Origin of the sequence: Pseudomonas sp. 43A (genome assembly GCF_013363935.1) — a bacterium.
GTDB classification, from domain to species: Bacteria; Pseudomonadota; Gammaproteobacteria; order Pseudomonadales; family Pseudomonadaceae; genus Aquipseudomonas; species Aquipseudomonas crudilactis.
The window spans coordinates 151872-172966 of the sequence record NZ_CP054880.1; the positions used below are offsets into that span (position 1 = coordinate 151872).

Genomic DNA, 21095 nt, shown 5'->3' on the forward strand with positions numbered 1-21095 from the left:
GTAGGAGCTGCCGCAGGCTGCGATCTTTTGCTCTTAATCGTCGAGGGCTTTTGCCGCTTTCGGCGACAAGCGCAGGCTGCGCAGACTGCGCTTCACGCTCTTGAGGTGGTTGACCAGGCTCGGCCCGCGCGCCATGGCAACGCCCATCGCCAGCACATCGATCACCACCAGGTGCGCGATACGCGAGGTCAGCGGCGTATAGATTTCGGTGTCTTCATGCACATCGATCGCCAGATTGACGGTCGACAACTCGGCCAGTGGAGTCTGGCTCGGGCACAGGGTAATCAGCGACGCGCCGCTCTCGCGCACCAGATTGGCAGTGATCAGCAAATCCTTGGAACGCCCGGACTGCGAAATGCAGATCGCCACATCGGTCGGCTTCAAGGTTACCGCTGACATCGCCTGCATGTGCGGATCGGAATACGCCGCCGCCGTCAGCAGCAAACGGAAGAACTTGTGCTGCGCATCTGCTGCCACTGCACCCGACGCACCAAAGCCGTAGAACTCGACCCGCTGCGCCTGCGACATCAGCGTCACCGCACGCTGCAACTCGATCGGGTCGAGCTTCTCGCGAACCTCCATCAAGGTGTGCAACGTGGTGTCGAAAATCTTCAGGCTGTAGTCGGCGACCGAGTCGTCCTCATGGATCGCGAATTGGCCAAAGCTGGCACCGGCAGCCAGACTTTGCGCCAGTTTGAGTTTGAGATCCTGAAAACCGGAACAACCGATGGCGCGACAGAAGCGCACAATGGTCGGCTCACTGATGCCGACGCTGTGGGCCAGGTCGGCCATGGAGCTGTGCATCACCGCCGCAGGGTCAAGCAGCACGTGGTCGGCGACCTTGAGCTCCGACTTGCGTAACAGGTGACGTGACTGGGCGATGTGTTGCAGCAGATTCAAGGGGCTGGACTCTTCTTATGGGCAAGGATGTAGCACGCTTGTAGTTATACTACATGAATTGGCTTTTTGCCTGCTCAATGCGTAACTCGATGTCCCCATATCAGGCGCGATGAGGTGCATGTAGCCCTTAAAGCGGTTTTTCCTGATCGCGCAAAAGCCCGGCCAGACTGGCAGCTTCCACAGGGCGGCTGATCAGATAACCCTGCACCTCATCGCAACGCTCGGCGCGTAAAAACTCCAGCTGATCCTGTCGCTCGACGCCCTCAGCCACTACTTTCAGCGACAGCCCGTGAGCCATGGCAATGATCGCGCGGGTAATCGCCGCATCTTCACTGCCCTCACCCAACCCGCGAATGAATGCCTGATCGATCTTCACGTAATCCACCGGAATGCGCTTGAGGTAACTCAGCGATGAATAGCCGGTGCCGAAGTCGTCGATGGCCAGTTTCACCCCTAGATCACGCAGTTGCTGGAACGTCGCGATGATGTGTTCGACGCTGTCGAGCAACTGGCTTTCGGTCAGCTCCAGTTCGAGGTAGTGCGGCGCCAGCCCGGTTTCCTCCAGCACTTGCCGCACCAGACTGACCAGCTTGCCCTGCCGCAATTGATGCACCGACAGGTTCACCGAAACGCGGATCGGCTCCAACCCCTGGCGCTGCCACTCGCAGGCCTGCCAGCACGCCTGACGCAGGACGAATTCGCCGATCGGCCCGATCAAACCGGTTTCCTCCGCCAGCCCGATGAAATCCCCCGGCGGCACCCGGCCCATGGTCGGATGATCCCAGCGCACCAGCGCTTCCGCCGCATTCAAGCGTCCGGTTTCCAGGCACAACTTGGGCTGATAGAACACTTTCAGTTGCTTGTCTTCGATGGCTTTGCGTAACTGGTTTTCCAGCTGCAAGCGCTCAAGGGTGCTGGCCTGCAGGCTTTCGGTGTAGAACTGGAAGTTATTGCCGCCGAGGTGCTTGGCATGCTGCATGGCCATGTTCGACTGGCTGACCAGCGCAGAAATCTCCCGCGCATTGTCCGGCAACATGCTGATGCCCATCGACGCGCTGACCACCAGTTCATGGCCTTCCACGGTCAGCGGCAAGCGCAGTTTGGTCGACAAGCGCGTGGCCACCCGGGCCAGACTCGACAGATTGCCGTAGGCATCGAACAGCACGGCGAACTCGTCGCCGGACAACCGCGCGATGGTGTCCGCTTCCGGCAAGGCGTTGACCAAGCGGCGCGCCATTTTCTGCAGTAACTGGTCAGCAATCTCATGGCCAAGGCTGTCGTTAAGCAATTTGAATCGATCGAGATTGATGTGCAGCAGCGCCAGACTGCGCCGGCCCTGACGGGAGCGCTGATGCGCTTCATGCAAGCGTTCGCGGAACAGTGAGCGGTTGGCCAGACCGGTCAGTTCGTCGTAATGGGTCAGGTAACGCATGCGCTCTTCGGATTCACGCCGCGCCGAAAGATCGGCGAAGAAACCGACGATATGACTGACATTTCCCCGACCATCACGCACCGCATTGAGTTGCAGCCACTGCGGATACAGTTCGCCGTTCTTGCGCGTTTCCACCAGTTCGCCCTGCCAACTGCCGTGCTGCTCCAGTGCATGACGGATCGCCACGTAATGGCGGCGCGCATCACGGCTGCACGGCAACTCGACAACGTTGCGCCCGAGCATGTCCTCGATGTCGTAACCGGTGACCCGGCTGAACGCCTGATTGATTGCGATCAGCGCGTAATTCGGGTCGAGAATCACGATGCCTTCACTGGCCGCTTCGAACACCGTCGCCGCCAGACGTTGCTGTTCTTCGAGGCTTTTGCTGGCGCTGATGTCGCGACGGGTGCCGACCATGCGGATCACCCGCCCGCTGTCGCTGCGTTCTACCGCGCGGCCACGGTCTTCGATCCACACCCAGTGGCCATCGCTGTGACGCACGCGGTATTCGATCTGGTAGTCCTCGGTGCGGCCCTTCAAATGCTCGATCAACGCGTATTTCAGCGTCGGCAAATCGTCGGGATGCAGGCGTGGCTTGAGGTCGCGCAGGAGCGCCGTGACGTATTCCGGAGCGAGGCCGAACAGTTCCTGAATCTGCGTGTGGTGGACTTCGTCGGTTTGCAAATTCCAGTCCCACAGCCCCAGCTCACTGGCTTTCAACGCCAGCGCCAGCCGCGCTTCGCTTTTGCTCAGGGCCTGATTGGCTGCATCCAGTTCTCGGCTGCGTTGGGCCACGCGGTCTTCGAGTTCGACCTGGGCTTCGCGCAGCTTGCCCTCGGCGCAGCGGCGATGATCGATTTCCTTGGCCAGTTCCTGATTGAGCTGTTCGCTGCGCGACTGAGTCTGCTGCAGGTGTTCGATCAAGTGCTGATTCTGGAAGCGCCGCAGTAAACCGCGATCGATCAGCCGATTGACCTGCCACGCCACCACGCTCAGCGAGCCGAGCAGGATCAACCCGAGCCAGCCCCAGCCGCGCGCCTGCTCATCGCCGCCCCAGAACAGATAACCGATCGCCGGCAACAAACAGGGCAAGGTAAACGACAGAAACGCCGGCAGGCTCACCGCATAGGCGACGCTGGCCGACAGGGTCGCGGCGCCGATCAGGCCGAACACCCAGGCCTGCTGCATGAAGTTGTCGGCGGGCACCAGGGCGATGCCGGCGCCAGCCAAAGTCAGGCCGGTCATGGTCGAGCCGAGCAGAAACATCCGTCGCCAGATCGGTTGCGCCTGCCGATCCGGGATGGCCGAATCGAACGCGGCGACCTGAATCACCCGCAGCGCCACCAGCGACAGCAACCACACCAGCCAGACGCTGACCACGAAGTAACGCTGCGGGCTCCAGAGCAAACCGGCGCAGACCAGACCATTGATCAACATGAACAGCGTGGGCAACAACGAGCCCTGATACAGCAGACGCGTGCGCTCGACCGCCATTTCGACGGCATAGTGCTTGCGGATAACCCGGGGTTCCACAGAGGGGCCCGACAGTTCAGAGCTGAGGGTCATGGGCAACGTTCTTGTTCTTATAAGGAGGGCGTGCGCCCGAAACGTGGACGGAGCATACACAAGCAGCTCCCGTTGCCAAACTGCTCCAGATCACAATTTCAGCGAAACTTTTCCGCCCTTTGCCACCCGCGAAACCCTTGGAGCGCGGCGGGCCGATGCCTGTAGCCAGTGACCGACCGGTCGTCATCGGCAGGAGTTTCATCGGCTAATGCAAAGCTCGGTTTGCCCGGGCCTGCGGCGCACCCTAGAATGCCCCGATGCGCGATGATCTCTCCCTTCTGCTGAATTCCCTCAACGATGCCCAACGCCAGGCCGTAGCAGCCCCCGTTGGCCGTCAGTTGGTCCTGGCCGGTGCTGGCTCCGGTAAAACCCGAGTGCTGGTGCACCGTATCGCCTGGTTGATCCAGGTCGAAAACGCCTCGCCCCACTCCATTCTGTCGGTGACCTTCACCAACAAGGCCGCTGCGGAGATGCGTCATCGCATCGAGCAGTTGCTGGGCATCAACCCGGCGGGCATGTGGGTCGGCACCTTCCACGGCCTGGCGCACCGCTTGTTGCGGGCGCACTGGCAGGAAGCGGGCCTGAGCCAGACCTTCCAGATTCTCGACAGCGACGACCAGCAACGGCTGGTCAAGCGGGTGATCCGCGAGCTCGGTCTCGACGAGCAACGCTGGCCGGCGCGTCAGGCGCAGTGGTTCATCAACGGCCAGAAAGACGAAGGTCTGCGTCCGCAACACATTCAAGCCAGCGGCGATCTGTACCTGGCGACCATGCGCGGCATCTACGAGGCCTACGAGGCGGCGTGCCAGCGTGCCGGCGTCATCGACTTCTCCGAACTGCTGCTGCGTGCCCTCGATTTGTGGCGCGATCACCCGGGCCTGTTGGCGCACTACCAAAAGCGCTTCCGCCATATTCTGGTGGACGAATTCCAGGACACCAACGCCGTGCAGTACGCCTGGTTGCGCCTGCTCGGCAAGGGCGGCGACAGCCTGATGGTGGTCGGCGACGACGATCAGTCGATTTACGGCTGGCGCGGCGCGAAGATCGAAAACATTCATCAGTATTCTTCCGACTTCGCGGATTCGGTGACCATTCGTCTGGAGCAGAACTACCGCTCCACCGCCGGCATCCTCAAGGCCGCCAACGCCCTGATTGCCAACAACACTGGCCGCCTCGGTAAAGAGCTGTGGACCGACGGTGGCGACGGCGAAGCAATCAATCTGTACGCCGCATTCAACGAACACGACGAAGCACGCTACGTTGTCGAAACCATCGAAAGCGCGCTGAAAACCGGCTTGGCCCGCAGCGATATCGCGATTCTGTACCGTTCCAACGCCCAATCACGCGTTCTCGAAGAAGCTTTGCTCCGCGAGCGCATTCCGTACCGCATCTATGGTGGTCAGCGCTTCTTCGAGCGTGCGGAAATCAAGAACGCCATGGCCTACCTGCGTTTGCTCGAAGGTCGCGGCAACGATGCCGCACTGGAACGGGTGATCAACGTGCCGGCCCGCGGCATCGGCGAAAAAACCGTCGAAGCCATCCGCGATCACGCGCGCCACAGCGATGTGTCGATGTGGGAAGCGATGCGCCAACTGGTCGCCAACAAAGGCCTGACCGGTCGCGCGGCCGGTGCCCTGGGTGCGTTCATCGAGCTGATCGAGAATCTCGCCGCCAAGTGCATGGAAATGCCGTTGCACCTGATGACGCAAACCGTCATCGAGCAATCCGGCCTCATTGCCTACCACGAAGCGGAAAAAGGCGAGAAAGGCCAGGCACGGGTAGAAAACCTTGAGGAACTGGTCAGCGCCGCGCGCAACTTCGAGAACACCGAAGAAGACGAAGAACTGACGCCACTGGCGGCATTCCTCGGCCACGCTTCGCTGGAGGCCGGCGACACCCAGGCCGACGAGCACGAAGACAGCATTCAGTTGATGACCCTGCACAGCGCCAAAGGCCTGGAATTCCCTTACGTGTTCCTCGTGGGCATGGAAGAAGGCCTGTTCCCGCACAAGATGAGCCTGGAAGAACCCGGGCGCCTTGAAGAAGAGCGGCGTCTGGCTTACGTGGGCATTACCCGGGCGATGCAGAATCTGGTGATGACCTACGCGGAAACCCGACGCCTGTACGGCAGCGAAACCTACAACAAGGTTTCGCGTTTCGTACGAGAAGTACCGAAAGGCCTGATTCAGGAAGTGCGCTTGTCGAATAGCGTCAGCCGACCGTTCGGCGGCAATCAGTCGATGAGCGGCAGCAACCTGTTCAGCGGCAGCGAAATTCCGGAAACGGGGTTCAGCCTTGGTCAGGCGGTGCGTCATTCGGTCTTTGGCGACGGTGTGATCCTCAACTTTGAGGGTGCTGGCGCACAGGCGCGAGTGCAGGTGAACTTCAGCGAAGGCAGCAAGTGGCTGATGCTCGGTTACGCCAAGCTGGAAGCGATCTGACGCCGATTTTGCATTTATGTGGGAGCGAGCCTGCTCGCGAATGAAATCACCGCGGTTGATCTGATAGACCGCGGTGCGGCGTTCGCGAGCAGGCTCGCTCCCACAGGGCTCGGTGTTCTGAGCCAATAATCCCGCTGAACCTATCTCCTTTTCCTACAGACAAAAGTACATAGGCTGATTGCCTCGCGAAGCTGAACGCGACCTGTCAGGCAAAAGCCCGAAACACTCTCTCGCTAGCCAGTAACACTTCAGCTGTGCAACATGGCGCGCGTGTCTCCACAAACGGGAATTCCCTTTATGAAACGTTTTCTTAGCATCGCCATGGCGTTGTGCATCGGCCTGACGATGAGCCTCGACGCCAACGCCAAGCGCTTTGGTGGTGGCAAAAGCGCCGGCGCTGCGCCGACGCACCAGACCAGCCAGATGGCTCCTTCCTCTCCAGGCGTGGGCGGTGCCGCTGCCACCGCAGGTGCTGCCGGTGCCGCAGGCGCTGCGGCCAAGGCCGGCGGTGCTTCGAAATGGCTCGGCCCTCTGGCCGGTATCGCCGCCGGTGGCCTGCTCGCATCCATGTTCATGGGCGGCGGCTTCCAGGGCATGCAGATCTTCGACATCCTGATAATGGCCGTGATCGCGTTCGTGATCTTCCGCTTCATCGCCGCACGTCGACGCAAGCAACAGGAGCAGTTCGCTCCCGCCGGCGCGCCGATGCAGCGTGAAGTGTTCGAGCAGAAGCCTGCTGCCATGGGTTCGATCTTCGGTGGTTCGGCTGCACCTGCTGCCGCCCGTCCGGTGATCAACGCGCCGGCGTGGTTCAACGAGCAGAGCTTCCTTGAAGCTGCACGCAGCCACTTCCAGTCGCTGCAGCAGCACTGGGATGCCAACGAAATGGACAAGATCGCCGAGTTCGTGACCCCGCAAATGCTCGAGTTCCTCAAGCGTGAGCGTGCGGATCTGGGCGACGCGTTCCAGTCGACCTACATCGACAACCTCCAGGTGCAACTGGATGGCGTCGATGACCGTGCCGACAAGACCATCGCCACCCTGACTTTCAACGGTGTGTCGAAGTCCTCGCGCTTCGACCAGGGCGAAGTGTTCAGCGAAAGCTGGAACATGGAACGTCCGCAGGGCGAGAACCAGCCTTGGCTGGTTGCCGGTATCCGCCAGAACGGCTGATCACTTCCAGGCGTCACCTGCCGTAATAAAAAACCCCAGCCTCGGCTGGGGTTTTCTATTTCGCGGTTGCATCTATAGCGAGCTACTGTATAAACCGGCCCATATAAACCGCGCCATTCAAGCAAGAGGATCCCGGACGTGGAAGAAATCATCGAACAACTGCGTGAAGCCAACGAACCCGTGCCGGTTCCTTTGGAATTGCCTGACGAAGACCAACTGGTGGAAGTCGAAGAAGAGCTCTTCATCAACATCCCGTTTGTCTTCAAAGAGTTTTTGCTGACCGTCAGCGATGTGGTTTACGGCAGCCTCGAGCCGGTGACTGTCACCGACCCGCAATCGCACACCTATCTGCCGGATGTCGCGGCCAATGCGTGGGACATCGGCGTACCGCGTGACCTGATCCCGATCTGCCAGGACGGTGAGAACTACTACTGCGTCGAAGAAGACGGCACCGTGGTGCTGTGGTCCGGCGAAGAAGAGCTGATCACCGAAGAGTCCTGGGAATCGGTGTGGCACTGGGCGCGGGACGTCTGGCTGGAAAGCTGATCAGCCAGATACCCCCCGGCAGTCAATGCCCCGACGACTCTTTATGGTTGTCGAGGGTTTCCAGCAGCGCCACCTGCATCCGCGTATGCACGCGGATGAACCAGCGCCAGAGCAACGCCGCCACGGCGGCCGCGACCACGGCGATCAGCACCAGCAACTTGTTGGTCGGCAGAATACTGGCCGACAAGGCTGCCAACAGCAGGAAAATCACCAGCAGCGAGAGGATCGGGATCACTTCGGAGATCACCCGACGCACTCGCTGCGTGTGACGCCCGGCCATCTCCGGCTTCACGCCCATCTCCGCCAGCAGCATCGACAACGCCTTGAGCTTGCGATACGCCGCAATCAAAAACGGCAGCGACACCAGCAACGCCCCGCCCCAGATCAACGCTTTCTGCCAGCTCGGATCGCTGATCCAGTCCTGTAGCCAAGCCGAGAGGCGCGCAGCGAAAAATGCCCCGCTAAAGAAGATCGCAATCACCAACGCCAGATTGACCCCGACCTGTAGCAGGATCTTGCGGATGATCGACGCCAGCATCGCGCCCTCGCCTTGCGGCTGGATGCTGCGCAGCCATTCGCCGTACATGCCCAGTACACGGCCTAGAGGCTTGGGCACCGCCGCCGACAGCTTGATCGACAGCGGATCAGCCGCGCGAATCAGATAAGGCGTCAGCAACGTCGTAATCACCGACACCGCCACAGCGACCGGATAAAGGAAGTTGCTGGTCACCTGCAGGGTCATGCCCAGTGCGGCGATGATGAAGGAAAATTCGCCAATCTGTGACAGACCCATTCCCACACGCAGCGAGGTGCGTCCGTCATTGCCGGCGATAAAGGCCCCGAGGCCGCAGGACAACATCTTGCCGAGCACCACGGCTACGGTGATCACCGCAATCGGCCACGCGTATTGCAGCAGAATCAGCGGATCAAGCATCAGTCCGATGGCGACGAAGAAAATCGCACTGAACAGGTCGCGGACCGGTTCAATCAGGCGCTCGATCTTCAGCAATTGCCGCGACTCAGCCATGATCGCGCCGATCAGGAACGCGCCGAGCACCATGCTGTATTCGAGTTTGACCACCAGCAGACAGAAGCCGAAACACAGGCCGAGCACGGTGATCAACAGCATCTCGTTGCTTTCGAATTTTGCTACGTAAGCCAGCAGGCGCGGCACCAACAGAATGCCGATGACCAACGCGACAATCATGAACAACGACAGCTTGCCAACAGTGGAAAACACTTCGCCGGAGCTGACCGTACCGCTGACCGCGATGCTGGATAGCAGCGCAATGATGCCGATGCCAAGGATGTCTTCAACAATCAGCACACCGAAGATCAACTGAGCAAAGCGCTCGTTCTTCATCTTCAGGTCATTGAGCGCCTTGACGATGATGGTGGTCGAGGAAATCGCCAGAATCGCGCCTAGGAACAGCGAGTCCATGGTGTTCCAGTCAAACCATTGGCCGATCTCGTAGCCGATCCAGATCATCAGCACGATTTCGAGAAACGCCGCGATAAACGCCGTGGCGCCGACCTTGAACAGCTTGCGCAGGCTGAACTCCAGCCCGAGGCAGAACATCAGGAATATCACCCCGAGTTCAGCGAGGGTCTTGATGGTTTCTTCGTCGTGGATCAGGCCGAACGGCGGTGTGTGCGGACCGATGATGAAGCCAGCGACGATATAGCCAAGCACTACCGGCTGCTTGAAGCGGTGGAACAACACGGTCACCACACCTGCGACCAACATGATCACTGCCAGGTCCTGAATAAAACTGATGGCATGCATGGCGTGGGCTCCTTGGATGACGAGGCTCGCGAGCAGACGTCAGAAATGTCTGAGCGAGCTAGGTAAAAATCCGCTTTTCGTGTGGGAATTGCCCTTGAGGCGGGCTTTTGCAGGGTAACACCGCGACTTCCGCCTGAAAGGCGGTGCAATATATGGAAACAGATCGATTCCGGCGTGACGGCGGCCAGTCGCCCGGCGTCCCGATAACGGTGCTTTTGAAAAGTGACCAGGCACCCGCAGAGGTGCTTCCAGAAATCAGCCTTGATCCGTGAGAACGTTATGGAACCCGGAAACGCCCAGCTGTCGATGACGGTACTGATGACCCCCGACATGGCCAACTTCTCAGGCAATGTCCACGGCGGCACCCTGCTCAAATACCTCGACGAAGTGGCCTACGCCTGCGCGAGCCGTTATGCCGGCCGCTACGTGGTAACGCTGTCGGTGGATCAGGTGATTTTCCGCGAGCCGATTCATGTCGGCGAACTGGTGACCTTCCTCGCCTCGGTCAACTACACTGGCAACACGTCGATGGAGGTCGGCATCAAAGTCGTCACCGAAAACATTCGCGAGCGTTCGGTGCGCCACACCAACAGCTGCTTCTTCACCATGGTTGCGGTGGATGACCAGCGCAAGCCGGCCGCAGTGCCGCCGCTGCAACCGCAGAACAGTGAAGACAAGCGTCGCTACATGCAGGCGCAGCAGCGTCGGCAGATTCGCCAGGAGCTGGAGAAGCGCTATCAGGAAATCAAGGGCGACGCCTGAGATTTATAGCGATCGGATGACCGCTTTCGCGAGCAAGCTCGCTCCCAAATTTGGTTTTGTGTACGCCACAGATCCAGTGTGGGAGCGAGCTTGCTCGCGAATGGGGGCAACGCGGTCTTACAGACTGATCGCCGTCGCCTCGAACTTCACCCGCGGATGCGCAATGCGATCCTGCGCCCGCACCAGTTGCAGCTCATAGCTGGCGCAGGCTTGAGTTTCCAACAGCACCTCATGCACCGCCGCCGCCGTGAATTCAAACGCCGCCACCAGGCTATCGCCCAACAACACCCGCGCCAGAAACAGGCCAGACGTCAGATCGCCCACGCCCACTGGCTGACGCGGAAACGCCAGCAGCGGACGGCGCAGATGCCAGCTGCCTTCAGTCGTCACCAACAACATCTCGAAGCCATCGGCCGGTTTGCCCGGATAGTCCAGATGCTTGACCAGTACTGCTTTCGGCCCACGCGCCAGCAAGGCCCGCGCCATTGCCAGGCAATCGAACAGCGACTGTGGCTTACGCCCGGAGAAGCTGTCCAGCTCCAACTGGTTCGGACACATGATGTCCGCCACGGCTGCTGCTTCCTCCAAGAGGAAATCGCTGACTTCGGTCGGCACGCTGCAACCCTTCTCCGGATGGCCCATCACCGGATCACACAGATACAGCGCTTTCGGGTTGACCGATTTGATGCGCTCGACGCCGCTGAGGATCGCTCGACCCTGCGCCGCGCTGCCAAGGTATCCGGACAGCACCGCATCGCAGTTGCCCAGCTCGCCAATCGCTGCGATACCTTCAACCAGCTCGGGAATCTGCTGCGGCGCCAGCACTTCGCCAGCCCATTGGCCGTACTGGGTGTGGTTGGAAAACTGCACGGTGTTGAGCGGCCAGACATTGACCCCAACCCGCTGCATCGGAAAAACCGCGGCGCTGTTGCCGGCGTGGCCGAACACCACGTGGGACTGAATGGCGAGCAGATGAGGCGTACGTTTCATTCGGGTCATTCCGTAAAACGATTGAAATTCAAGCCGCGCAGTATGCGACGAAACGCAGCCTGTACGACAGACCGGCGACGCAGTTAAGCTGACGCTATCTTTTGGAGTTCGATGTTGATGCTGACCCTGGAAAACATCTTCGTGCTGATACTGTTCGCCGCTGCCGGCGCCTGGCTATGGCACAACCACGGCTTGCGCGAGCGGGCGCTGGAGCGGGTCAAGCAGCATTGCCTGAACGTGCGGGTCGAGTTGCTTGACGGCAACGTCGCCCTGAAGAAAATCGGCTTCATCAAGGATGCCAACGGTCGCCGACGATTGGCGCGGGTGTACAACTTTGAATTCACTGTGACCGGCGAAACCCGGCATAACGGCACGATCACCCAGTTTGGCGCGCACAGTGCGCAAATCGAGCTGGCGCCCTACCCGGCACCGTTCGACGACACACCACCGGTGGTTGAAGTACACAAGCCGCGCGCCGAAGTCATCGAGTTAAGCCAGTGGCGCCAGGAACATACAAAGTGGAAGCCTTGAGCTGATTCACTGAATCCGGCATTGCGCCAAACCCTTCTGTAACTCAGCGATATTGTGCGGGTCGACGAAGATCAGCTCGATTCGTGAATCTTTCCGCCATTCGCTAGCCTGCCAAATCAACTCTCCGTTATCCAAGGCATTCGCAGATACCCAGCCCTCCGAGCTGTGGATAACCAGTTTCGCCCGCTGCCAATTGAGGCTGGCTAGCCAGTCAGCCATGCGCCGTTTGTCGAACGTCTGCCCCGGATGCCAACGCCAACCAATGCTCCAGCCCCCCTCCTGCGCCTGACTCAGGCAAATCGGCAGCGCCGGATCCGTCCAGACGGACGGCATTTGTCCTAATCCCTTGGGTACGGCCAGGTTATCCACACCGTTGAGCGCTTTTGCGGCCAGGCCCGGCAGTTCGCTCAGGCTTAATAGCGCCTCTCGAGTCCAAACCAACGGCACTGCCGGCAACTGGCTAGCGATTTTTTCCCTGGCCCTGTCATCAAGGTTTTCAGCCTTGTTCAACAACAGCAGACCAGCGGTTTCCAAGGCTTCCTGTTGCGCTGCCGGCAAGGCTTTCCCCGCTTCAAGCGCCTGAGCATCCAGCACCAGCACACACGGCTGCACCGCCAGCACACCCCGCCACGGCGCCTCATTCAACTGTTTAATCAACTGCGCCGGATGCCCCAGCCCGGAGGGTTCGATGAATAGCCGATCCGGCCTCGCCTTGCGCAACAACCGCCCAAGACCAATCTGAAAAGGCGCGCCATTGACGCAACACAGGCAGCCCCCGGCTACCTCGCCCAGTGCGATACCATCGGCGTCACTCGTCAGCAGTGCGGCATCGAGGCCGATCTGGCCGAACTCGTTGATCAGCACCGCCCAACGCTCACCTTCCGGCCGTTGGGCCATCAGTTGACGAATCAGGCTGGTCTTGCCAGCGCCCAAAGGGCCAGCAATGACATGGGTAGGAATGTTCTGCAACATGGCGGGAAGCTTTCTTGGGAGATGCAAAGATGCGTTGGATGGGATGGTCGTTGCTGTTGACGCTGCTGTCGAGCGAAGCGTGGGCTCAGGCCTGCGTGGTGCACAGTCAGGGCGAGCGGCTTGACGTCAAAGTCTGTCAGCAGAACCGCAATATTCCTGAAAAACTGTTCAACGACGGCTTCTGCCAGCCAACCCTTGCCGGACAAAAAGTCGAGGTGCAATACGTCGATCAATGCCCGAGCGGCGCGTTTGGCGTGTGCAGCAACGCGCAAGTCGCCAATATGCCTTATCGCCAGGATATCCACTATTACGGCGTCGCCACGGATGCCGCGTATCTGAAACCGTACTGCGAAGGCCAGAGCCAGGGTTCTTGGCTCAAGCCTTGAGGCGTCAACCGAGCCAGTCGAGGGTCATTATCAGACGACGCTCACCTGCGGCCGGCTGCGGCGAGCGGTGAATCAGGCCGAAGCCTTCATTGCCACGCGATTTCTCGCCTTTCAGTAAGGCGACGTCGCCGCAATTGAGTTGCTGTATTTGCGCTTGGGGCTCGGCGTTGGCCTGCCCCAATTGACTGCGATCCATCGCGCCTTCCTTGAGCCATTGGCTGCCGACGCCGGCGTAGGTCGTGATCAGCCGCACCGGCACATGATCAACGTGAAAGCGCGGGCACATGGCTTTATCCAGCACCCGCAGGCGCAGGCCGATACGCCGCGCACCGAGCAAGCAGGCGAAGGCGCTGACTAACCATTTCAGGTCGGCGATAAAGCCTTCGTAGCCCTCCAGATCGCGGAAGCCCAGAGCCAGACCGGCAAGATCAGGCTCCGCGTCCTCATCCGGCAACTCCAGACACAGTGACTCCGCCAAAGGCTCGTTGAGCGACAGCAGCAAGTGAGCGAATTCGCTGATGTGCAACGGTAGTTGGCGTTGCCAGACGGCAAGGTTGGTGTCGTCTTCGAGAATTCGCGTCAGCGCTTTCGGTGTCGGGCCTTGATGCTGGTGGCGCGTGCGGTTCTGCAGCAATTCAAGCGCGAGCATCAGGCGGCCTCTTCGTGCCAAGGGCCGAACGGATCCGGCAACAATCGCCAGCCTTCGACACCGAGTGCCATTTCATCATCGGTAAGCAGGCAGGCATCGAGTTCGGCAGAGAGCTGCAGGAAATCGATGTTCTGCCCGATGAACACCAGTTCCTGGCGGCAGTCTCCTACGCTCGGCGTCCAGTTTTCCATGATGGCGGCGGTGCTTTCCTGCTCTTGTGGCCACTGCTCCTTTGGCACGAAACGCCACCAGTGCCCAGCAAAACCATGGCGCATCAAACCACCGGCCTGCGACCAACTACCAGCGTCAGTGGGTTTGCTCGCGAGCCAGAAGAAGCCTTTGGAGCGCAGCAACTTACCGTTCAGCCAAGGACGGTCGATAAAGCTGAAGAAGCGTTGCGGGTGAAAGGGCCGGCGGGCGCGATAGGCTGTGGAGGCAATGCCGTACTCATCGGTTTCCGGCACGTGCTCACCGCGTAACTCCTGCAGCCAACCGGGGGCCTGCGCGGCTTTTTCGAAATCGAAACGTCCGGTATTGAGGACTTTTTCCAACGGTACCTCACCCATCACCATCGGGATGATTTCCGCTTGGGCATTGAGACGCTGGAGGATCGCGATCAACTCCTCACGCTCGCGCTGGCTGATCAAGTCGATCTTGCTGATCAACAACACGTCGGCGAACTCGATTTGTTCGATCAACAGATCGGTGATGGAGCGTTCGTCTTCTTCGCCAAGGATCTCGCCACGGGAGGCGAGGCTTTCCGCCGCTTGGTAGTCCGGCAGAAAATTCACCCCGTCGACTACAGTGACCATGGTGTCGAGCCGGGCGATGTCGGAGAGGCTTTGGCCGTATTCATCGCGGAAGGTAAACGTCTCTGCCACGGGCAATGGCTCGGAAATCCCGGTGGATTCGATCAGCAGATAATCGAAGCGATCTTCACGGGCCAGCTTGCTTACCTCTTCCAGCAGATCTTCGCGTAACGTACAGCAGATACAGCCGTTACTCATTTCGACTATTTTTTCTTCTGCACGATTCAGGCTGACATCACGCTGGACTTCGCTGCCATCAATATTGATCTCGCTCATATCATTGACGATAACAGCTACGCGCAAACCCTCTCGGTTACGTAGTACGTAATTCAAAAGTGTACTTTTTCCAGCACCGAGAAATCCTGAAAGTACGGTGACAGGCAACTCTGCTGACATTGGATAATCCTCTTCAGAAGGCAGCCAATTGGCGCTTTTGCTGCGCGTGGCGTTTTCGCGCCTCCCACGGTGAATCACGTAGAAAACAAACGCTTTGAAATTGGCCTGCCCAGGCTTAATTCGAATCAATGTTATAGTATAACAATAAGAAGACACCAGCCTTCTCTTGTCCTGATCGACAAAGAGCAGGAAGCTGTGCCAATCCCGAGCCCGGAACTCACCATGAAAAATGCGCTGAAATGCTCAATGTTGAGCCTTGGGTTATTGCTGGCCGGCAACGCCTGCGCTCAATTGCCAGCGCTCGCCAGCTGTACGCGGAGCGCCAATCTGCTGGCGTGCGTGGACGCCGACGGCAACGCTTATAGCGTCAACACCGTCGGCAACACCCTTTATCTGCGGGGTTTTGAAAAGAACGGCCGGCGTTATTGGGCGCAGACCAACAGTCGTTTCGGCCAATTGACGTTCTTCACCGGGATCGCCTCTGATGGCGAAGCCTGGGTTGGCTACACTCGACGTGTCGGCTGGACGACCATCAATCGCTTCTCCAGCTCGGGCGGCGGCAGTGCTAAATTCACCTGCAGCCGCATTACTGGCTGCTAAACCGGCGTGTTTTGTTGGGCTTTCTGCCAGGCAAGATAACTGTCGACAGGCGGGCTCTTTTCAAAGTAACGCTTTAAACCGTCAAACAAGCCGTTGGCCACAGCCTGCTGGTGTCGCGCCGTGACCAGTCGCTGACTGTCGCGTGCATTGGAAATGAAGCCGGTCTCCACCAGAATCGAAGGTACATCTGGCGATTTCAGGACTGCGAATCCTGCCTGTTCCACCCGCTTCTGATGGAGTGTGGTGATGCCGGCCAGACTCCCCAGAACCGCGCCTCCCAATTGCAGACTGGCGGCGATCGTAGCGTTCATCGACATATCGAGAATCACCCCGGCCAGCATCGGATCTTTATCTTTCAGATTGAGCAGGCTGGCGCCGAGCAGATCTGCACCGTTCTCCCGCTGCGCCATGAATCGTGCCGTTGCCGACGTTGCACCGCCCTCCGACAGACAATAGACCGATGCCCCGGAAGCGGTCAGACGCGGAGCCGCGTCGGCGTGCACTGAGATAAACATGTCAGCCTTGTGCTGGCGCGCGATCTCCACGCGCTTGCGCAATGGAACGAAAAAATCGTCATTGCGCACCAGTTTCACATCGAAGCCTTTCTCTTTTTTCAGGCGTTTGGCGAGCAACTGCGCAATGGAAAGCACCACATCCTTTTCTCGTTCCCCCTTGGCGCCGACTGCGCCGGGATCCTTTCCGCCATGACCTGGGTCGACGACAACAATGATGTCTCGTCTTGGGTGTGCCTTCAGCGCAGGTGTTTCACGTGGAACCATTGGCGTATTTGTCGCGGACTTGGCGCGAACCAAATCGAGAACCAAGCGATGACCCTGGCCGTTCTGCGGCGCCAAAAGGAAGCTGTTCAGCAGCGTTGGGCTGCTCAGATCCAGGACAATCCGCGTATCACCGTGGCCAAAAGGCCCGGAGCGAATCGAACGAATCACTGTACCGTTCAGCGCCAGTTGGCTGAAATCTGCGCCAACGCTCGCACCGGACACATCAATGATCAGCCGCTCCGGAGCGCTGAGGGTGAAGGTTTTGTAGCGCACCGGCCCACTCAAATCAAAGACCAATCGCAGTTTCTCATCAGAACGCCATAGCCGCGCGTTGCGAATCTGCGTGGCCGAAGCACTGAAAGGAAGGGCGAAGGCCGTGCTGGCCAGAATCAGATTGAGCAGATGGCGTCTGTGCATATGAAAGCCTGTTCATGAAAAAGGCGTCGTGATTTGTATCGTTATAATGTAACATTGATTTCAATCAACACGACGGTTCCTAACATGAATTCGCTGACACTTCCGGATATCGCTGCGCAATCCGCTCGCCATGCCTTGCCCCTCGAATGGGTGGGCATGCACGGCATCGCGTTACCTGTTTTATTGGAAGGCCAACGCTTGAGCGCGAAGGCAGATGCGGGAGTGAGTCTGGATGACGGCGAGGCTCGCGGGATTCACATGTCGCGGCTTTATCTGGCGCTGGAATCGCTAGAACAACAGAGCCTTAGCCCTGCTCTGCTGTACCAAGTGCTCAAACGTTTTCTTGATAGCCACGAAGGTTTATCCAACTGTGCCTTCCTGAATATCCACACCGATTTACTGCTGAAGCGCCCTGCGTTGATCAGTCCATTGGCCGGTTGGAAATCCTATCCAGCGACCATTTCAGCCAGCATGAAAAACAAGATGTTCCACGTGGAACTCAAGATCGAAGTGCCTTACTCGTCGACTTGCCCTTGTTCAGCTGCCTTGGCTCGACAGTTGATCCAGCAAAAATTCGTCGACGACTTCGCCAATAAGGCCCTTCAGCATGCAGAGGTTCTAGCCTGGCTCGGCTCGACCCAAGGCATCATCGCCACCCCTCACAGTCAACGCAGCACCGCACAACTTCATCTGCACCTCGACGAGTTCATCGATGAATTACCGCTGAGCGTGATCATCAATGACGCCGAAGCGGCCCTCGGCACCGCCGTACAAACAGCGGTCAAACGCGCCGATGAACAAGCCTTCGCCCTCGCCAATGGACAGAACCTGATGTTCTGCGAAGACGCCGCACGCCGGCTGAATCTCGCACTTCGCCGCACACCCGGCGTTAACCAGTTCCACCTGCGCGTGATCCACGCCGAAAGCCTACACGCCCACGACGCTGTCGCCGAAAGCCACTGGCAGCGTGAGCAAGCATGATCCGCTGCCAATCCCTGAGCTGGGGCGCTCCCGGTCAACCGCTGACCACGCCCCTGAATCTTGAGCTGGAAAGCGGCAGCCTCACAGCAATCATCGGTGCCAACGGCTGCGGCAAAAGCAGTCTTTTGAAAGTCATCGCTGGGCTGCAAAAACCCTTGGCAGGCAAAGTTAGCCTGAGTGTTCCACGTCAAAGCGGCTTGTCTTTCCTGCCCCAACAACAGCACCTCGACCGCCAATTCCCCATTAGCCTAGAAGAGTTGATCGCCGCCGGTTTCTGGGGACGCCGACTCTCAACCCGATTGCGCGCACAACGCATGAAAGACGCACTGGAAAACTGGCACCTGAGCGGACTCGAACACCGCCCGCTCATGGCCCTCTCCGGCGGCGAATTACAGCGCGCCCTGCTCGCTCGTTTGAGCCTGACCGACGCCCCGGTTCTGCTCCTCGACGAACCCCATGCCGCCCTCGATGAACTCGGTCAACAATTGCTCTGGCAGCACATCCATGCCTGGCATAACCAAGGCCGAACAATCGTCGTGGTCTGCCATGACCTCGCCGCCGTACGCCAACACATCCCGCAAACCTTGCTGATCAAAAACCGTGAATGCGTGTTCGGCGCCAGCGTCGAACTGATCCAGCAAACCCCTCACACGCAGGTGGCCTGATGCTCGCCGTCGCCCACTTCTGGCAACCGTTCAACGAGTTCGTGTTCATGCGCCGCGCCCTCCTTGGCGGACTGGTCTTGGCGTGCAGCACGGCACCACTCGGCGTGTTTTTGATCCTGCGACGAATGAGCCTGATCGGTGACGCCGTCGCCCACGGCATCCTCCCCGGCGCCGCACTGGGATTCTGGTTCGCTGGCCTGAGCCTTCCCGCCCTCACACTCGGCGGCCTCGGCGCCGGTCTGAGCATGGCCGGTCTCGCCGCCTGGATCACTCGCCGCACCGGTCTGCGCGAAGACGCCAGTCTCGCCGCGATCTACCCGATCTCCCTCGCCAGTGGCGTGCTGATTCTCGGCATCGCCGGCAAACGACTCGATCTCCTTCATCTGCTGTTCGGCTCGGCACTGGCCGTCGACGGTCCGACCCTCAACGGCATGTTGTGGGTCTCGGGATTCAGCCTTCTCGCGATGGCACTGATCTACAAACCTCTGCTGCTCGACACCCTCGACCCACTGTTCCTGAGAACCGTCAGCCGCCTCGGCCCACTCGCCCATGGCGTCTTTCTGACCCTCGTGGTGCTGAATCTGGTAATCGGTTTCCAGGCCATCGGCGCGCTGATGGTGGTCGGACTGATGATGCTCCCCGCCGCCGCCTCACGATTCTGGAGCCGCCGTCTGCCGATACTGATTGCCATCGCAGCCGTCATCGGTTGCCTCTCGGTGTGGTTCGGCTTGTTGCTCTCGTTCTACTACTCGTTGCCCAGCGGCCCGGCCATCGTGCTGGTAGCAGGCCTTGGCTATCTGTTGTCCGTGGTGTTCGGGCCGGTACACGGTCTGTTGCGCCGCCCACCGTTGCTCACATCCCAATGAGGTGTTTCCCGATGCGCGCTCTACTCGTGCTGTTCAGCCTGATGTTGTCGATGTCATTGTCGGCCGCGGAAAAACTGCCCGTGGTCACCAGCTTCAGCATTCTCGCCGACATGGTCCATCAGGTCGGCGGCGAGCATATCCAGATCACCAACATGGTCGGCCCGGATGCCGATGCGCACACCTACGAGCCGACGCCGGACGATGCCAAAGCGCTGCTCAGCGCGAAACTGATCATCAAGAACGGCCTCGGTTTCGAACCGTGGCTGGATAGAATGGTGACCAGCACCGAGACCAAGGCCACGGTCATCAGTGCCAGCCATGGCGTGATTCCACGCTCACTGGATGAAGATGGCCAAACCGTTCCCGACCCGCATGCCTGGCACAATCTGGCGAACGCCGAGTTGTACGTCGCCAACATCACCAAGGCGCTGATCTCTGCCGACCCGGCGAACAAGGCTGACTACGAACGCAACAGCCAAGCCTATCTGAAGCAGATTTACGCGCTGCTCGCCGAAGCCAAAAGCAAACTCGGTTCGCTGCCGCCGGGCAATCGCAAGATCGTCACCAGCCATGATGCCTTCGGTTATCTCGGTCAGGCGTACGGCATCGACTTCATGGCGCCACAGGGTTTGTCCACTGAACGTGAACCCTCCGCCGCCGAAGTCGCAGCACTGATCACGCAGATTCGTCAGGCCAAAGTCAAAGCGGTATTCATGGAAAACATCAAGGACGCCCGCCTGCTCAAACAGATCGCCGACGAAAGCGGCGCGCACATTGGTGGCACGCTCTACTCCGACGCACTCGCCGCCAGCGGCCCCGCCAGCACCTTCACCGGTCTGTTCGAATACAACCTCAACACCCTCTACAACGCGCTGAGCCGACCATGATCCGCAAGAATCCTTCAGGTGATTTACCACAGATCGCCGAGTCGGCCTACGTCGATAAAACCGCGATCATCTGCGGCAAGGTGGTGATCGGCGAGAACGTCTTCGTCGGCCCCTATGCGGTGATCCGCGCCGACGAAGTGGACGCCTCAGGCGAAATGGAGCCGATCATCATCGGCGCCAATTCGAATATCCAGGACGGCGTGGTGATCCACTCCAAATCCGGTGCAGCGGTGACCATCGGCGAGTTCAGCTCCATCGCCCACCGCTCGATCGTCCACGGCCCCTGCGTCGTTGGCGACCGCGTGTTCATCGGCTTCAACAGCGTGTTGTTCAACTGTGTGGTCGGCAATGGTTGCGTAGTTCGACACAACTCAGTGGTCGACGGCCGGGATCTGCCGGACGCCTTCTATGTACCCTCCACTACTCGCATTGGCCCGAGTACAGATCTGTCGTTGTTCCCTCCTGTGAGTGTCAGCGCTTCGGAGTTTTCCGAGGACGTGGCGCGCACCAACGTCGATCTGGTGCGCGGCTACAAAGCCTTGCAGAACGAGTTCTGAAACC

The 21095-nt window shown here is 59.4% G+C and carries 20 protein-coding genes; 12 read left to right on the forward strand and 8 right to left on the reverse strand.

The genetic code is table 11. From position 1 onward, the window contains the following. Positions 1-33: 33 nt before the first annotated feature. Complete coding sequence (gene hexR / locus HUW52_RS00685; RefSeq protein WP_008078846.1) at positions 34-900, reverse strand: transcriptional regulator HexR; 867 nt, start codon at positions 898-900, stop codon at positions 34-36. Positions 901-1027: 127 nt separating this feature from the next. After that, positions 1028-3898, reverse strand: a complete 2871-nt coding sequence (locus HUW52_RS00690) for a bifunctional diguanylate cyclase/phosphodiesterase (protein WP_175552715.1) — start codon at positions 3896-3898, stop codon at positions 1028-1030. Positions 3899-4155: 257 nt separating this feature from the next. On the opposite strand from HUW52_RS00690, the gene uvrD reads away from it, so the two are divergent. The 3 genes from uvrD to HUW52_RS00705 all read left to right on the forward strand — a co-directional run bounded on the left by uvrD (position 4156) and on the right by HUW52_RS00705 (position 8058). Beyond that, positions 4156-6339, forward strand: a complete 2184-nt coding sequence (uvrD, locus tag HUW52_RS00695; protein ID WP_016984013.1) for a DNA helicase II — start codon at positions 4156-4158, stop codon at positions 6337-6339. A gap of 297 nt (positions 6340-6636) precedes the next feature. Continuing rightward, on the forward strand, positions 6637-7512 hold the full coding sequence (locus tag HUW52_RS00700) for a Tim44 domain-containing protein (protein ID WP_064389632.1): 876 nt from the start codon (positions 6637-6639) through the stop codon (positions 7510-7512). 138 nt (positions 7513-7650) lie between these two features. Then, positions 7651-8058 carry an SMI1/KNR4 family protein gene (locus tag HUW52_RS00705; RefSeq protein ID WP_008078852.1) on the forward strand — a complete coding sequence of 136 codons (408 nt, stop codon included), beginning with the start codon at positions 7651-7653 and terminating at the stop codon, positions 8056-8058. 22 nt (positions 8059-8080) lie between these two features. Here HUW52_RS00705 and HUW52_RS00710 read toward each other — a convergent pair whose 3' ends face one another. Then, positions 8081-9844: a cation:proton antiporter gene (locus HUW52_RS00710; RefSeq protein ID WP_175552716.1), complete on the reverse strand. Its 1764-nt coding sequence runs from the start codon at positions 9842-9844 to the stop codon at positions 8081-8083. 279 nt (positions 9845-10123) lie between these two features. Between HUW52_RS00710 and HUW52_RS00715 the strand changes: the two genes are divergently transcribed. Then, positions 10124-10606, forward strand: a complete 483-nt coding sequence (locus HUW52_RS00715; RefSeq protein WP_003229693.1) for an acyl-CoA thioesterase — start codon at positions 10124-10126, stop codon at positions 10604-10606. 117 nt (positions 10607-10723) lie between these two features. On the opposite strand, the gene pdxY is transcribed toward HUW52_RS00715, so the two are convergent. Next, complete coding sequence (gene pdxY, locus HUW52_RS00720; RefSeq protein WP_175552717.1) at positions 10724-11596, reverse strand: pyridoxal kinase PdxY; 873 nt, start codon at positions 11594-11596, stop codon at positions 10724-10726. Between the two features lie 117 nt (positions 11597-11713). On the opposite strand from pdxY, the gene HUW52_RS00725 reads away from it, so the two are divergent. Then, positions 11714-12127: a DUF3301 domain-containing protein gene (locus HUW52_RS00725; RefSeq protein WP_026000521.1), complete on the forward strand. Its 414-nt coding sequence runs from the start codon at positions 11714-11716 to the stop codon at positions 12125-12127. 6 nt (positions 12128-12133) lie between these two features. Here the strand turns inward: HUW52_RS00725 and HUW52_RS00730 are convergent, their stop codons facing one another. Next, the gene (locus HUW52_RS00730; protein ID WP_175552718.1) at positions 12134-13099 is read right to left on the reverse strand and encodes a GTP-binding protein; all 966 of its coding nucleotides are present in this window, start codon (positions 13097-13099) and stop codon (positions 12134-12136) included. A 29-nt stretch (positions 13100-13128) separates the two neighbouring features. Between HUW52_RS00730 and HUW52_RS00735 the strand changes: the two genes are divergently transcribed. Continuing rightward, positions 13129-13485 (forward strand): hypothetical protein, encoded by a 357-nt coding sequence (locus HUW52_RS00735; protein ID WP_016984020.1) that lies wholly within the window; start codon positions 13129-13131, stop codon positions 13483-13485. Positions 13486-13489: 4 nt separating this feature from the next. Here HUW52_RS00735 and HUW52_RS00740 read toward each other — a convergent pair whose 3' ends face one another. Both HUW52_RS00740 and zigA read right to left on the reverse strand, forming a co-directional pair. Continuing rightward, positions 13490-14134, reverse strand: a complete 645-nt coding sequence (locus HUW52_RS00740) for a DUF1826 domain-containing protein (RefSeq protein WP_016984021.1) — start codon at positions 14132-14134, stop codon at positions 13490-13492. Then, positions 14134-15339, reverse strand: a complete 1206-nt coding sequence (gene zigA / locus HUW52_RS00745; RefSeq protein ID WP_175552719.1) for a zinc metallochaperone GTPase ZigA — start codon at positions 15337-15339, stop codon at positions 14134-14136. The genes HUW52_RS00740 and zigA overlap by 1 nt, the downstream gene beginning before the upstream one ends. 222 nt (positions 15340-15561) lie before the next feature. Here zigA and HUW52_RS00750 point away from each other — a divergent pair, with 222 nt between their 5' ends. Beyond that, positions 15562-15939 (forward strand): glutamine synthetase, encoded by a 378-nt coding sequence (locus HUW52_RS00750; protein ID WP_175552720.1) that lies wholly within the window; start codon positions 15562-15564, stop codon positions 15937-15939. On the opposite strand, the gene HUW52_RS00755 is transcribed toward HUW52_RS00750, so the two are convergent. Continuing rightward, complete coding sequence (locus tag HUW52_RS00755) at positions 15936-17135, reverse strand: N-acetylmuramoyl-L-alanine amidase (protein ID WP_175552721.1); 1200 nt, start codon at positions 17133-17135, stop codon at positions 15936-15938. The genes HUW52_RS00750 and HUW52_RS00755 overlap by 4 nt on opposite strands. A gap of 84 nt (positions 17136-17219) precedes the next feature. Here HUW52_RS00755 and folE2 point away from each other — a divergent pair, with 84 nt between their 5' ends. Genes folE2 through HUW52_RS00780 form a run of 5 tightly spaced genes read left to right on the forward strand, consistent with a single transcriptional unit; the run spans position 17220 to position 21091 of the window. After that, the gene (gene folE2, locus HUW52_RS00760) at positions 17220-18116 is read left to right on the forward strand and encodes a GTP cyclohydrolase FolE2 (RefSeq protein ID WP_175552722.1); all 897 of its coding nucleotides are present in this window, start codon (positions 17220-17222) and stop codon (positions 18114-18116) included. Next, entirely contained in the window at positions 18113-18781 is a 669-nt protein-coding gene (locus HUW52_RS00765; protein ID WP_016984026.1) for a metal ABC transporter ATP-binding protein, read from the forward strand. Before folE2 ends, HUW52_RS00765 begins: the two co-directional genes overlap by 4 nt. Continuing rightward, positions 18781-19647: a metal ABC transporter permease gene (locus HUW52_RS00770; protein ID WP_016984027.1), complete on the forward strand. Its 867-nt coding sequence runs from the start codon at positions 18781-18783 to the stop codon at positions 19645-19647. Before HUW52_RS00765 ends, HUW52_RS00770 begins: the two co-directional genes overlap by 1 nt. A gap of 11 nt (positions 19648-19658) precedes the next feature. Next, a complete protein-coding gene (locus tag HUW52_RS00775) occupies positions 19659-20534 on the forward strand; it encodes a metal ABC transporter substrate-binding protein (protein ID WP_175552723.1) in 876 nt (291 codons plus the stop codon). Beyond that, positions 20531-21091, forward strand: a complete 561-nt coding sequence (locus HUW52_RS00780; RefSeq protein WP_016984029.1) for a carbonate dehydratase — start codon at positions 20531-20533, stop codon at positions 21089-21091. Before HUW52_RS00775 ends, HUW52_RS00780 begins: the two co-directional genes overlap by 4 nt. The last annotated feature ends 4 nt before the right edge of the window (positions 21092-21095 follow it).